This is a genomic window from Pseudomonas sp. MF6776, assembly GCF_016613125.1.
GTDB lineage: Bacteria > Pseudomonadota > Gammaproteobacteria > Pseudomonadales > Pseudomonadaceae > Aquipseudomonas > Aquipseudomonas iridis.
In genome coordinates this window covers 1-13,219 of the sequence record NZ_JAENSQ010000009.1, presented here as the reverse complement: position 1 = coordinate 13,219, position 13,219 = coordinate 1, and the positions used below count along the sequence as shown (strand labels likewise).

Annotated in this window: 11 protein-coding genes and 2 pseudogenes; 7 read left to right on the top strand and 6 right to left on the bottom strand. The window is 53.8% G+C overall.

Annotation, left to right across the window (positions count from 1 at the left end):
- Window positions 1–7 precede the first annotated feature (7 nt).
- Together JJD74_RS12470 and JJD74_RS12465 are read left to right on the top strand one after the other, a co-directional pair.
- Entirely contained in the window at window positions 8–1,033 is a 1,026-nt protein-coding gene (locus tag JJD74_RS12470; protein WP_200614199.1) for a sensor histidine kinase, read from the top strand.
- Window positions 1,034–1,275: 242 nt separating this feature from the next.
- Entirely contained in the window at window positions 1,276–2,139 is an 864-nt protein-coding gene (locus tag JJD74_RS12465; RefSeq protein WP_200614196.1) for a sensor domain-containing diguanylate cyclase, read from the top strand.
- A 6-nt stretch (window positions 2,140–2,145) separates the two neighbouring features.
- On the opposite strand, the pseudogene JJD74_RS12460 reads toward JJD74_RS12465, so the two are convergent.
- Window positions 2,146–2,244: pseudogene (locus JJD74_RS12460) on the bottom strand (DUF190 domain-containing protein); the annotation flags it as partial.
- A 167-nt stretch (window positions 2,245–2,411) separates the two neighbouring features.
- Here JJD74_RS12460 and JJD74_RS12455 point away from each other — a divergent pair.
- From JJD74_RS12455 to JJD74_RS12445, 3 genes are all read left to right on the top strand, one after another.
- The gene (locus JJD74_RS12455; RefSeq protein ID WP_200614533.1) at window positions 2,412–3,854 is read left to right on the top strand and encodes an ATPase domain-containing protein; all 1,443 of its coding nucleotides are present in this window, start codon (window positions 2,412–2,414) and stop codon (window positions 3,852–3,854) included.
- 23 nt (window positions 3,855–3,877) lie between these two features.
- On the top strand, window positions 3,878–4,240 hold the full coding sequence (locus JJD74_RS12450; protein WP_042559113.1) for a response regulator: 363 nt from the start codon (window positions 3,878–3,880) through the stop codon (window positions 4,238–4,240).
- A 199-nt stretch (window positions 4,241–4,439) separates the two neighbouring features.
- A complete protein-coding gene (locus JJD74_RS12445) occupies window positions 4,440–4,697 on the top strand; it encodes a helix-hairpin-helix domain-containing protein (protein ID WP_200614194.1) in 258 nt (85 codons plus the stop codon).
- Between the two features lie 49 nt (window positions 4,698–4,746).
- Here the strand turns inward: JJD74_RS12445 and JJD74_RS12440 are convergent, their stop codons facing one another.
- From JJD74_RS12440 to JJD74_RS12425, 4 genes are all read right to left on the bottom strand, one after another.
- A complete protein-coding gene (locus JJD74_RS12440; protein ID WP_200614192.1) occupies window positions 4,747–5,208 on the bottom strand; it encodes a PAS domain-containing protein in 462 nt (153 codons plus the stop codon).
- 30 nt (window positions 5,209–5,238) lie between these two features.
- The gene (locus tag JJD74_RS12435) at window positions 5,239–5,397 is read right to left on the bottom strand and encodes a DUF2256 domain-containing protein (RefSeq protein ID WP_200614189.1); all 159 of its coding nucleotides are present in this window, start codon (window positions 5,395–5,397) and stop codon (window positions 5,239–5,241) included.
- 179 nt (window positions 5,398–5,576) lie between these two features.
- A complete protein-coding gene (locus tag JJD74_RS12430) occupies window positions 5,577–6,638 on the bottom strand; it encodes an SDR family oxidoreductase (RefSeq protein ID WP_200614187.1) in 1,062 nt (353 codons plus the stop codon).
- Window positions 6,639–6,747: 109 nt separating this feature from the next.
- Complete coding sequence (locus JJD74_RS12425) at window positions 6,748–7,806, bottom strand: ArsO family NAD(P)H-dependent flavin-containing monooxygenase (RefSeq protein WP_200614185.1); 1,059 nt, start codon at window positions 7,804–7,806, stop codon at window positions 6,748–6,750.
- Between the two features lie 204 nt (window positions 7,807–8,010).
- On the opposite strand from JJD74_RS12425, the pseudogene JJD74_RS30785 reads away from it, so the two are divergent.
- Window positions 8,011–8,127 (top strand): annotated as a pseudogene (locus JJD74_RS30785) (DNA mismatch repair protein MutT); the annotation flags it as partial.
- A 70-nt stretch (window positions 8,128–8,197) separates the two neighbouring features.
- Here JJD74_RS30785 and nhaA read toward each other — a convergent pair.
- A complete protein-coding gene (nhaA, locus tag JJD74_RS12420) occupies window positions 8,198–9,388 on the bottom strand; it encodes a Na+/H+ antiporter NhaA (RefSeq protein ID WP_200614177.1) in 1,191 nt (396 codons plus the stop codon).
- Window positions 9,389–10,043: 655 nt separating this feature from the next.
- On the opposite strand from nhaA, the gene JJD74_RS12415 reads away from it, so the two are divergent.
- On the top strand, window positions 10,044–12,776 hold the full coding sequence (locus JJD74_RS12415; protein ID WP_200614175.1) for a cation-transporting P-type ATPase: 2,733 nt from the start codon (window positions 10,044–10,046) through the stop codon (window positions 12,774–12,776).
- Window positions 12,777–13,219: the final 443 nt, after the last annotated feature.

Below are 13,219 nucleotides of genomic sequence, written 5' to 3'. Positions count from 1 at the left end.
AAGAATGATGAGTGAGGCCAGCGGCAAGAATGAACGGGCTTTAGCCACTGCTGCACGCGAGCTGTTCCTACTGGGCCGGAAAACGGTCGCGGCTCGTGCGGCACTCGCGGCGCTGCAAAAGCAACTCAGCGAAGCCAACAGCCAGCTTGTCGATACCTTGCAAGTCGAGCAACTCATTGAGGCCAATCAGCAGTTAGTGCTGGCCATTTTATCGGCGCAGTCGGATGTTGAAGATCAGAAAAATGCTCAGGCAGAACAGCATCTGTATTTGGAAATGCGTGAAGCCAACGAGCGATTGGTTATCGCAGCGCTTAGTGCCCAAGACCTGCAAATTGCAGCTGAACAGGCACTGGAGCAGCAGCGCAATGTCCTCTCTGTAGTGGCCCACGAGCTGCGAAATCCACTGACGCCCATCAGCATGATTGCTGGCCGGCTGGTGCGAATGCCTCGCGAAGAATTGCCACGCATGCAGCTATTGATTGAAGGCCAAGTACAGCGGATGTCCCGGCTGGTGGAAGATTTGCTCGACATTGCTCGTGCTTCCACCGGTAAATTTCGCCTGAACTTCCAGGTTACTAATATGGCTGACATCATTAGTGACGCAATAGCAATCTATACTCCGGTCATGCTCGCCCACGGCTTGAGTTTCAGCTCAGAACGCCTGGAATCTCGTTTAGCGGTGAACGGCGATCCTGTAAGGCTGGCGCAGATTCTTGATAATTTGCTGGGTAACGCAGCCAAGTACACGCCCAAAGGTGGCACTGTCACACTCGCCGTTTCCGTTGAAGCCAATCTGCTGGAAATTCGCATTCGGGATTCCGGCATTGGTATCTCAGCCAAAGCGCTGCCTTTCATCTTTGAGCCGTTTGTCCAGGATGATCATGCAGTGGGTTTCAATGGCGCAGGCTTAGGCATTGGGCTGACGGTGGTGCGAGAGTTGGTTGAAGCCCATAGTGGAACAGTGACCGGCACAAGTGCGGGGGAAGGCAAGGGAAGCGAATTCGTAGTGAAAATACCGCTGTTAAATCCCTAGCTTTTCTTTTGCGTCAGCCGGTAAAAAACTGATGGTCACTGACGCTCCCCGTACCACTGGGCGCTTTTCAGCGAGCGCGTATAGGGCGATGGTAAATCGCCAACGAACGTCCGGAATTACACCGCGGACGCAACCACTCTAGACGGCCTAAGCGACGGGATTCCACTTCCACCAAGATTCCTCGCAGTCCACCCTGTAAATCGGGATATGATCGCGCTCAACGACTCAGACCCACATGACTTATGGCCATCGATCTTCAAGCGCTCTACCCCAAACTGATCCACTTAATGTTGGATACTGTTTTTGTGGTTGATGAAAGCGACCACATTGTTTTTGTGAGTGATGCCTGTAAGGCCCTGTTGGGCTATCTCCCTGATGAGCTGATCGGCACCAGTATCACCAGCTATATGCATCCTGATGATTTGGATGCGACGCGAGCTTCGATTTCCCGGGTCATGAATGGTCAACCTCATTTCGATTTCCGGAACCGTTACATCCGCAAGGATGGGGCAGTCGTGTACATCCTGTGGGCTGCATTCTGGTCTGAGGAGGTCGGTGCCAGGATCGGGGTCGCAAGAAACGTTACAGCTTTAGCTAAAGCCGAGGAGGAGTTACGCTTCCTCGCTCATCACGACCCGCTGACGAAATTAACCAATCGGTCGCTCTTTAGTGATCGACTGATATCTGCACTGCAGACTGCGCAGCGCCATGGTAATGAGCTAGCTCTGCTTTTTTTGGATATAAATGATTTCAAGAGTATCAATGATGTCCATGGTCACGCAGCGGGAGATAGTGTTCTGTGCATTGTTGCCCAGCGTCTGAAAAGCTGTGTGCGTGAGACAGACACCGTGGCTCGCATTGGCGGCGATGAATTCACGGTGCTGCTAACAGACGTCCAGTCGAGGGACACGATTTCCGAAAAGCTAGAGCAGATTCACAACGTCATGGCTGAGCCACTCGGCCCTGAGTTCGGCACACTCAAGATGCCATTGTGCAGTATTGGCGTTGCCTATTATCCCGAGCACGGAAATGATGCCGATACACTGCTCACCCATTCGGATAGTGAAATGTACCGAATGAAGAGATATCGCTCCTTGGAGAGTTAAGCGTGGGGCTGAATGTAGCTGTCCGGTATGTCCAAACCCTTCAATTCCAGTGCAGAGCGTGGCGCCGCGTAACTCCATCTCTATAGCCTTATCGACGATCCATTCGCAGCGCCTACCGATGATTCAAGCTGCTCCAAGCAATCAAACCGAGGTAGGCGTCCAGCATGTTGTAAGTAAACGCATGCCACCAATTAGTGCATTGGCCCAGAGCGAAAATGGCGTTAGCATTCCCCCATTCGGCTTAAACAGCCTGTTTTTCAGATCAGGGTCGCATTGTGGAAAAGCTAAAACGCCTCGAAAGTGGAATCGAAGGGCTCGACGCTCTGCTTAAGGGCGGGCTGGTAGCGGGCTCTTCATACATAATCCAAGGGCGCCCAGGGTCTGGAAAAACGATCTTGGCCAACCAGCTTGGGTTCCATCACGCGCAAAAGGGTGGGCGGGTTCTAGTCGCAACGCTGCTGGCCGAGTCACACGATCGCCTTTTTCAATTTCTTTCGACTCTGAGCTTCTTCGACTCTTCCAAAGTCGGGGCTGAAATCCAGTTCGTCAGCGCATTCGATACTTTGGAAAACGAAGGTTTGGATGAAGTAGTGAAGCTGCTTCGGCGTGAGATAAGCCGTCAGAAAGCCACCGTGATGGTGGTCGACGGCTTGCTAAATGCGCGTTCAAAAGCTGATTCCCATATCGACACCAAGAAATTCATCTCTGAGTTGCAAGGGCACGCCGCGTTCGCTGGTTGCACGGTGCTGTTTCTAACCAGTTCTCGCCTTGACGATGGCAGTCCTGAGCACACGATGGTTGATGGCGTGATCGAGATGGGCGAAGAGTTGTATGGCACTCGCTCGGTGCGTCGAATTCAGCTGCGTAAAACTCGCGGCAGCGGAGCAATGACCGGCCTTCACGAGTGTGAAATTACCGACAATGGCCTGGTTGTTTATCCACGGCTCGAAAGTCTCTACAGCCATCCGTCCTCTCCCGACAGCGCCGACATGACGCGTATCGCCAGTGGCATTGAATCACTGGACGACATCTTGGGCGGAGGCCTGCACAGTTCCAGTGTGTCTCTGGTCATAGGCCCCTCCGGGATTGGTAAAACGACGCTGGGCCTCAAATTCCTGGCCGAGTCGACCGTGGAAGCGCCGGGTCTGCATTTCGGCTTCTACGAAAGTCCCCAACGGCTGCGACTCAAGGGCCAATCACTGGGCATCGATTTAAAAAGCATGGAAGACAGCGGCGCACTGACCATCGCATGGCAACCCACCACAGAGGGCCTCCTGGATGGTTTGGGCGCACGCCTACTGAATCTCGTTGAAGAAAAGGGCATCAAGCGCCTGTTTATCGATAGCCTGAGCGGTATGACGCGAGTCTCGACAAATCCGGCGCGGATTACTGATTTCTTCAGTGCACTGATGAACGAGCTGCGATCCAGAGGCGTTACCGTATTTGCCTCTTGGGAAATGCGCGATCTTTTCGGCTCCGAGGTCAGCGCGCCGAACTCGGACCTGTCCAGCATCGTCGACAATCTCATGCTCATGCGGTTCTCTGAGAATCAATCTGAACTTAGCAGGACGCTTTCCATTCTTAAAATACGAGACAGCTCCTACGATCCTTCGCGATTTGTGGTCGTGATCCGTAATCAAGATGTTTTCCTGGAAAAGGCTTCAAGACGTGAACCATCAGTTCCCGCTGAGTCATCGCCCGGTTCAATTTCTTAAGCTTTTGAGTGGGTTGAATTAACATGTCCACCATCCTGGTCGTCGACGACGAGTATTTGATCGCTGACATTCTCAGCTTTGCGCTAGAGGATGAGGGGTTCATGGTGGTGACGGCCAGCAACGGTCGAAAAGGGCTCGAGATACTGGATAGAGAGCGACCCGCCTTGATCATTACCGACTTCATGATGCCGGTCATGGACGGGCTGGAATTCGCCACAGCCGTTCGAGCTCTCCCTTCAGCTAGTCAATTGCCGATCATCTTGATGAGCGGTGCTCAGGCACATATCGGTATGCAGAGATCAGATTTGTTTGATGCCGTGTTGGCAAAACCATTCGACATCGACTTGATCATCGCCGAAGTTAAAAAGCTCTTGGCTGCTGATTAGTCAGCTGTCTCGAACATGCATACCTTCATGAGTCTCAAGCTTGGTTGCCTTCAGGTGGGTGGCAGCATCTTATTGACGTTGGTTCTGCTTGGTTTGGCCGCGATTCAGAGGCAACTGGGCGGCTTATTGCTGGCTATTGAGATGGCCGCCGAAGTAGGGCAGAGTCAGTAGTTAACTGGCCGAGAACAGGAGTTTACGGATGCCATTTACCCTGAAGGAACAGCAAGCCCTTTTGGCATTGAAGGGCGTAGGACCAACCGTTATCGCTCGCCTTGAACAGATGGGGTTTGACTCCCTGGCAATGCTCAGCAAAGCGGATGTTTGTGACATTTTGGCCCAGGCATCGGCTGCAGTGGGATCTACTTGTTGGAAGAACAGCCCCCAGGCTCGAGCCGCCATTAACGCTGCCATTGAGCTCGCAAAGAGCTCCACGCCAAGATTATCGGTGACAGAGTGACTTTTGGCCGTATGTGAACGGACTTGTTTTTGCCGTTTTCTATGGCTCTTTAAATCGATGAAGCGTTTCGTTGTAATTCCGTCAACTGGGCTTTCAGATTCTCGACTTCAGCCTCCAGTTGACGGACACGCTCGCTCGCCTCGACCTGAACAGTAACGTCCTTCTGAATGCCGATGTAATAAGTGAGTTGATCTGCGTCGTTGAACACTGGGGTAATCGACAGCTCATTCCAGAAAGCACTGCCGTCTTGGCGATAGTTTCGAATGATTTGCCGGCAAGGCTGAAAGTTCTTTATTGCCTCGCGGATAGCCACAATGCCTGGTTGGTCTCGGTCATCGCCCTGCAGGAACCGGCAATCCTGATACAAGGTGTCATCAGAGTTGTAGCCCGTCAGGCGCTGGAAGGCTTGGTTGGCGTAGATAAGAACGTTCTCATCGCCTTCCTGCTCTGCCACAACGATGCCATCGTTGGATGCCTCGATCATCAGTTTCAGCAATTCTGCATTGATCATTTTCAGAGTCCCTGTGACTTTCACGCAAGTCTATACCAACCTTTGCGATCTGACTTTTAGAGGTGATTTGCGCCGGCAACGCTCCGAGCAGTAGCGGACATCCTGCCAGCAGCGTGCCCACTTTTTCCTCCATGCGAAGGGAAGGCCGCAGGTCATGCAGGTTTTAACTGGAAGCTCACTCTTTTTCAAAATGCCCCTCCATGTATCAAGTCACGCGAGTAGTTTCTGGCCGCGTTCCCAGAGCGATCTTTACGCTCGCTAGCCTCGACCTGAACAGTAACATCCTCCCCTGCACATCGGACAACGAGTATTCGCCTGCCATTTTTTCTCCTTTCCTTGGATCATCGGCATATCCGTTGTGGAACGACCTAGGGTATCAAGCGCATCTCGCGTAGTTTGTCGAACACGTCGAAAAATGCTTGATCACTCGCCTGGTACGCAGTGAAGCCCATTGCGCGGCTTTTTGACATATCCGTGACGACTTCGATTGGTCGACCGAGGTCAGCATCGGTGTGCCATGGGGACACCAGGCGACCAATATCCGACTCTTTCAAACCGTGTTCCGCGACGATTCGCGTCCATACGGCTTGGTCGTCAGCCATCTGCTTCTCAAGAGGTGACACTGAAGCGGGATAATCGGCAGCAGGCAAGTCGAAGTAGTCGGCGATCCTGCTCCACATCCACTTCCAGCGAAACACATCGCCATTAGTGACGTTGAATGCCTGGTTCGCCGCAGCCGGCGTGGTGGCCGCCCACAGCTGTTGTTTCGCCAACTGCCGTGCGTCCGTCATATCGGTAAGGCTGTCCCATTGCACTCTTGAACCTGGAAACACAAAAGGGCGATTGGTTTGTTTGCAAATCGAGGCATAGACGGCGAGGGTGGTTGCCATATTCATCGCATTGCCTACAGCCACTCCAGTAACGGTATGCGGGCGATGAACGCTCCAGGTGAAGCCGTCCTTTTCAGCAGCGGCGAAAAGTTCATCCTCCTGGGCGTAATAGAAATTCTCGACATCCAGACGACCTTGCTCTTCGCGAAACGGCGTTTGCGGAAGGCTGCCTTTACCATAGGCTTCGAATGGGCCGAGATAGTGTTTTAGCCCAGTAACCAGCGCTACGTGTTCAACGCTATTGGCTGGGCGAATGGCGGTGAGTACGTTGCGTACCATGGCGGCATTAACGCGAATGTTCTCGGCTTCTGTGGCTTGCCGTGACCATGTGGTAATGAACACATGAGTGGGTTTCAAATCAGCCAGCGCATGTTCCAGCGAAGCAGGATCCTGAAGGTCTGCCGCGACAGGTATCACGCCTTGCACTTGTGACGGCTGCCTCGAGAGCGCGGCGACCTGCCACTTGTTATCGATGAGTAATTGAGTGATTGCACTGCCGACGATGCCGCTGGCACCCACGACCAAAGCTGTATGGGTCATACGTTTCTCCTGGATATAGGTTTGGGAGTCCGCTTGAGCAGCAGAGGTTCAACCTAAACCGGACTCGCATTGGCGTTCGTTTTGCGTGGCTTGATTTACAACAGCCGACTCACTGCTCCATCAAAAACCGCTCAATTTCCTCAACGGTACTGCGCGCCGTTCGGGTCACGCCGATCAGTGTCGCCGAAGCGGCGCCTGTCCAGTCGCCATAACCCACCAACCACAAACGCGATTCCTGAATCGAATGCTTACCTTTTACGGCCACGCGCCCGTCGGCGGTACACACGCCCAGGGATTCCAAATAGCCGAGGGCAGGGCGGAAGCCGGTGCACCAGATCACTGCGTCGACTGGCGTTTGCGAGCCATCAGCCCACGTCACGCCGGTCTCGGTGAAACGCAGGAACGGCCGAACCGCGTGCAGCACGCCGCGCTCCCTAGCCTCGACGACTGGCGGCACCATCACGATATCGCCCAAGCCGCCAACCGGCTTTTCAATGACGATGCCGGCCAGCTGCGCTTTCCAGCGTTCGGTGGCGCGTTCGAAGAGCACCCGTCCATCAACGTCATCGGCAAGAAACTCTGGCGACTGCGGAGTGACCCAGGTGGCATCGGCGACTTGCGAGACTTCAGCGAGGATCTGTGCGCCGGAGTAGCCACCGCCCACCACCAGGACTTTTTTCCCGGCAAACGGCTTGGCGTTAACGTAGTGGGCCGAATGCAATTGCTGGCCGGTAAAGGTTTCGCTGCCGGGGTAATGCGGCAGGTAGGGATGGCGCCAGGTGCCGGTCGCGCTGACCACGGTGCGGGCCAGCCAACTGCGGCCCTGGGCTTTTACGTGGAGGTGATTGCCCCGACGCTCAATAGCGTTGACCCAGTAGGGCCGCTCGACAGGAAATTGGTAGCGTTGCTCATACTGGCGCAGGTAATCGAGTACGTTGTCGCGACTTGGGTAGCCGTCAATGACCGGAGGCATCATCCAACCGGCGATGGAGCTCCAGGTCGACGGTGAAAACAGTCGCAGGGAATCCCAGCCATGCCGCCAGGCGCCACCCGGTGCCGCTTCGGCATCAATAATCACAAAGGAACGCCCGGTACGGCGCAGGAAGTAAGCCACGGCGAGTGCGGACTGGCCACCGCCAATAATCGCAACATCCACTTCGGCAGGCATGGGGATTCCTTGGGTTGGCGAAGGTCAGGTCAAGTTAATCCATTCGAAGCGGACGTTTGTTGATGTTGCTCAAGGCGCACGCTGTCTGTTGGCGCGATGACGGTCACTGCCAGCGGCAACGCTGCGCCGACCGCGAAACGGGTGTGACCGTTGCGAACTGCGGAATAAATCCTGACCTACTGTTTTAAGTAGATATTTTTTTCCACTCACAATGAAAGCGTCATGCAGCGCCAGGAATCTTCGATGGGGCAGTCCATTCAGCGCGATACTTTCATGCTGAAAAAAGTCGCATCCGAGTTGTTGGTACCGATCCGCCGTTAAAGGGATATCTCGGTAGCTCTCGGCCACAGATTTCAATCAGGGAGAAATTCTGTGGCCGGCTCGCTTTCGATTAACTGGAAATCGTGGCGGGCGCAGCGCGGCGTCGCAAAATCAGGACGCCACCGATTGCAGCCAGGGTCGAACCGATCAACACACCGACTTTTACCTCGTCAATCAAGTGAGCTGATCCAGCAAACGCCAGGTTTCCGATGAATAGACTCATGGTGAAGCCGATGCCACACAAGAGCGCAACGCCGTAAAGCTGTGCCCAATTGCTGCCTTCCGGCAGTTTGGCCAAGCCCATACGAATGGCCAGTGCAGCCAACAGGAAAATGCCAATCTGCTTGCCCACCAACAAGCCGAGCGCTACACCCAGCGGAACCGGATCGACTAGGTTCTCCATAGAAATTCCGGCCAGTGAAACACCCGCATTGGCGAAGCCGAAAATCGGCACCACAGCGAAAGCTACCCACATGTGCAGCTTTTCTTCTAGGAACAGCAATGGAGACCGGGCTTCCTCTTCAGGCTTACCCATTGGAACACACAGCGCTACAGCAACGCCCGCAAGGGTGGCATGCACCCCGGATTGCAGTACGAAGAACCACAGAACACCACCGACCAGCAAATATGGGAACAATCGTCTGACGCCCAATCGATTCATTGCTATCAGAATGACCAGGGTCGCGAGCGATGCCAGCAACATCGGCATGGAAAGACCAGTGGTGTAGAAAAAGGCGATGATGACCACAGCACCCAGGTCGTCAATGATCGCCAAGGCGGCTAGGAAGACCTTCAGCGAAGTCGGAACTCGCTTACCCAGCAGCGACAAGACACCCAGGGCGAACGCGATGTCGGTAGCGGCTGGGATAGCCCAGCCCTTCAAGGTCTCAGAATTACCCCAGTTGATAGCGATGTAGATCAGCGCAGGCACAACCATGCCGCCTATAGCACCAAATCCCGGCAAGGCACGCTGGCCCCAAGTGGAGAGCCCGCCTGCTAGAACCTCTCTTTTGATCTCTAGTCCGACCATCAGGAAGAAGATCGCCATCAGGCCATCATTGACCCAATGCTCGACAGACATGCCCAACCAGACACTGTGCAAGGCTGCAAAATAACCTTGCGAGAGAGGCGAGTTGGCCACAATTAGGGCCGCGAGTGCCGCACCCATCAGTACAAGACCGCCAGCGGATTCCGACGATATGAAGCGAGCCAGAATCGCGGCTGCTCTAGGAGTTTCGGCTTTAGCTTGATGATTGGTCATCAACGTCCTTTGGATCACTTAAAAGGTAATATATTAACACTTGGCGCACGCAGGCGTGGCGGGGTTAAACAGCATGAAACAGTTAATCCTGAAGGGCAGTAAAGCGTTCTCGTTCCACCCGCTTGGCTAAGGGCTAGGCGCCGTTGAGGTGAGCGACTTCAGCGTAATTACCGAGCTGCCAGGATCACCAGAAGCGCTGGAAGAGCCTCAGGTTGATAACACAGCTAAATCAAGCTAGGGCAATCCGGATGGTTGGAACTAATTGAGTGCGCAAATGTGCGAGGTTTAACAAGGTAATATATAAGTATTGCAGAAGCTTCATGTCATATATCGAGTAAACTTGGCCTTCGCATTGATCCGCAATATTTATTTGTTTTTGCTACGCCATGTGTTTTGGTGTCTGCGCCATTTTATAAAAAACCTAGAAGATTAGATTCTCCAGAAAAACATTTTGATACACTGCTTTGCACTGATAATTTGATTTATATCAACAATCTCCAACCTATTGTTTGCGCTACATCTATAGTTCCTGTCAGCTAGATGGAAGATAGGGTGTAAGCGCTGAAAAATATTTTTTAGCCTTATATCCCCCTCGCTCGCTCATAAATACCTCAGCTCGTTTCAGTTGAGCTGTGTGCACAGGAGATAATTATTGATGGCGCAGGTGGTCGGTGCAGCAGCAGAGCAAACACCAATCCCCCCGCATTCCGTGGCCTGGCACTCCTTGCCTGCAGAGGAGGTGACGAACCTGCTTGAGGTTAATGAGCATGTCGGGCTGGAGGCCGCCGAAGTCCAAGTTCGTCTTGACCGCACTGGTTTCAACAGGCTACCAGAAGCAGCACGTCGACCTGCATGGCTCAAATTCCTGCTGCAATTTCACAACATTCTGATTTACGTACTTCTAGGATCCGCTGCGATTACCGCGGTGCTGCAACATCTTTGGGATACGGTAGTGATTCTGGCTGTGGTCATTGCAAACGCAATTATTGGCTACGTCCAAGAAGGCAAAGCGGAAAAAGCCATGGACGCTATCCGGCAAATGCTGGCGCCGCACGCCGCCGTGATTCGCGCAGGCGAACGCTTAAGTATTGTGGGTGAGGAACTGGTACCGGGCGATATCGTATTGCTGGAGGCCGGAGACAAAGTACCTGCTGATTTACGCCTGCTGCGCGCGAACAGACTACAAATTCAAGAAGCCATTCTTACCGGTGAATCCGTACCAGCAGAGAAACATACCCAGCCAGTGGGCCTCGAATCAGCCTTGGGTGATCGTACTTGCATGGCGTTCAGCGGCACACTCGTGACTTGCGGGCAAGCAACAGGGGTTGTCGTTGCTACCGCAGCAGCTGCTGAAATCGGACGCATCAGCACTCTACTTGCAGGTGTAGAAACGCTGACCACGCCGCTGGTGCAGCAAATGAACGTATTTGCCCGTTGGCTGACGATCTTGATCTTGTTAGTCGGCGGCCTTTTGCTCGTGTTTGGCCATTATGTTGGGCACTACGAGTTCACCGAGATCTTCATGGTCGTGGTAGGGATGTCGGTAGCGGCTATACCTGAAGGGCTGCCCGCCGTCCTTACCATTACGCTGGCTGTCGGCGTTCGGGCAATGGCTCGCCGCAACGCTATTGTACGTCGCCTGCCGGCCATCGAAACACTAGGCTCAGTATCAGTCATCTGCACTGACAAGACCGGCACACTTACCCGCAACGAAATGATGGTCGCATCGGTCGTCACGAACGATCTCATATTCATGGTCGACGGCGAAGGTTATCAGCCAGTAGGAAGCATCAGCCTTGCAGATCAGCTAGTCGACATATCGACTCACCCTGCGTTGGCAGAACTGGGGCGAGCAGCTGGCCTGTGCAATGATGCGGTGCTGCGCCTGCATGAAGATTTATGGAAGGTAGAGGGTGACCCGATGGAGGGTGCCTTGCTGGCATTTTCCGGAAAGACCGGTATTGATAGCGATGAATATCATCAGGCCTGGCCCCGCACCGATGCCATTCCGTTTGACGCGAAACACCGCTTCATGGCGACCCTGCATCACAATCATGATCGACGTGCCTCTATCTATGTGAAGGGCGCGCCAGAGCAAATACTGGCCATGAGCACACAGCAGCTCGTCAATGCTGGCGGGACTGAACCGCTCAATGCGCACTACTGGCACGAACAGGCAAACGCCATTGCTGCCAAGGGGCAGCGTGTATTGGCGTTTGCAGTTAGATCAGTTCCTCCCGAGCACACCGTGTTGGAGTTTGGGGACGTAGAAGGAAGGTTAACCCTGCTGGGCATGGTCGGACTGATTGACCCGCCTAGACCCGAGACGATAAAAGCAGTTCAACAATGCCAAGCAGCAGGTATTGTCGTAAAAATGATCACTGGCGATCACGGCGGTACCGCAGCCGCTATCGGTCGGCAGATTGGACTGCAAAATCCCGAAAGTGTGTTGACCGGCGTAGACCTTGACGTCATGAACGATGCCGCTCTGAAGGAGGCGGTAAAGCACGTCAATATTTTTGCGCGCACCAGCCCTGAACATAAGCTCAGGTTGGTAATGCTGCTGCAATCCAATGGCATGACGGTGGCCATGACCGGCGATGGCGTAAACGATGCACCAGCGCTAAAGCGCGCCGATGCCGGTATCGCCATGGGTGGAAAAGGCAGTGAAGCCGCCAAGGAAGCCGCAGACCTGGTGCTGGCCGATGACAACTTTGCGTCCATCGTCGCTGCGGTTCGCGAAGGCCGGACGGTCTACGACAACATCAAGAAAGTGCTGAGTTGGACGCTACCTACCAACGCGGGCGAGACCATGACCATCATCGTGGCCCTGTTACTCGGCATTACGCTGCCAGTGACGCCAATACAGATTCTGTGGATCAATCTGATTACCGCCGTGACACTTGGCATCGCGCTGGCGTTCGAGCCTACTGAAGAAAACACAATGCGCAGACCGCCCCGTTCCCGCAAGGAGCCACTCATAAGCGGCGCGTTGGTTTGGCATATGGTGCTTGTTTCTATTCTGTTCCTCTGCGGTGTTTACGGCATTTTTTCGTATGCGCTCGACCGTGGCTACTCCGTGGAGTTGGCCCGAACCATGGCGGTGAATACGCTAGTCGTGATGGAAATATTCCATCTGTTCTTCATTCGTAATCTCTACAGCACATCGCTGACCTGGAGGGGCATTCGTGGCACCAAGGTCGTGTGGATGACCGTCGCGGTGGTGACCTTGGCCCAGTTCGCCATCACCTACGCGCCACCTCTGCAAAAGGTGTTTGCCACAGAGACGATCCCTTTCCTTGATGGCCTACTGATCATCGGAGTGGGTGTTGCGCTCTTTGCGATCATCGAGATTGAAAAACAGATTCGAATCCGCCTGTCCGAGTAGAACTGATTGCAAGCTGGCAATCCCCTAAAGACAAGCATCTTCATGCCACTGAAAGAGGATTTAGAAAATGCATAAAATACTTGTAGCTGTCGATGGCTCCGAGCATTCGGAGCGCGCGGTGCGGTACCTTATCGGGTTGATCCAGGATGGCGGATTGCTCGGCGGCAGTGTTGAGGTGCATCTGGTGAATGTGCAACCACTATTGCCACTCAGGATCTCTAACGACATGAAAAAGGATGAGGTTGATTGTTACTACGGCGATAACAGTTCCCGAGCCTTACAAACAGTTGTGGAACTTTTGAATCGAGAAGGTATTGGGGTTTGGGGAGCAATGGAACCAAAAACCAACGTAAGCCCTACCAACGCTTTTCGGTGTCTTCTTCCCAGGCGCCCATCTCGACAAAACAGTTGCGCATGTCGGCCTCCTGGCTGATCTCGGTCAG

Bases quoted from the DNA above. Each gene is read 5' to 3' on its own strand.
- JJD74_RS12470 (WP_200614199.1), top strand. From the start codon at position 8: ATGAGTGAGGCCAGCGGCAAGAATGAACGGGCTTTAGCCACTGCTGCA.
- JJD74_RS12465 (WP_200614196.1), top strand. From the start codon at position 1,276: ATGGCCATCGATCTTCAAGCGCTCTACCCCAAACTGATCCACTTAATG.
- JJD74_RS12450 (WP_042559113.1), top strand. From the start codon at position 3,878: ATGTCCACCATCCTGGTCGTCGACGACGAGTATTTGATCGCTGACATT.
- JJD74_RS12445 (WP_200614194.1), top strand. From the start codon at position 4,440: ATGCCATTTACCCTGAAGGAACAGCAAGCCCTTTTGGCATTGAAGGGC.
- JJD74_RS12440 (WP_200614192.1), bottom strand. From the start codon at position 5,208: ATGATCAATGCAGAATTGCTGAAACTGATGATCGAGGCATCCAACGAT.
- JJD74_RS12430 (WP_200614187.1), bottom strand. From the start codon at position 6,638: ATGACCCATACAGCTTTGGTCGTGGGTGCCAGCGGCATCGTCGGCAGT.
- JJD74_RS12425 (WP_200614185.1), bottom strand. From the start codon at position 7,806: ATGCCTGCCGAAGTGGATGTTGCGATTATTGGCGGTGGCCAGTCCGCA.
- nhaA (WP_200614177.1), bottom strand. From the start codon at position 9,388: ATGACCAATCATCAAGCTAAAGCCGAAACTCCTAGAGCAGCCGCGATT.
- JJD74_RS12415 (WP_200614175.1), top strand. From the start codon at position 10,044: ATGGCGCAGGTGGTCGGTGCAGCAGCAGAGCAAACACCAATCCCCCCG.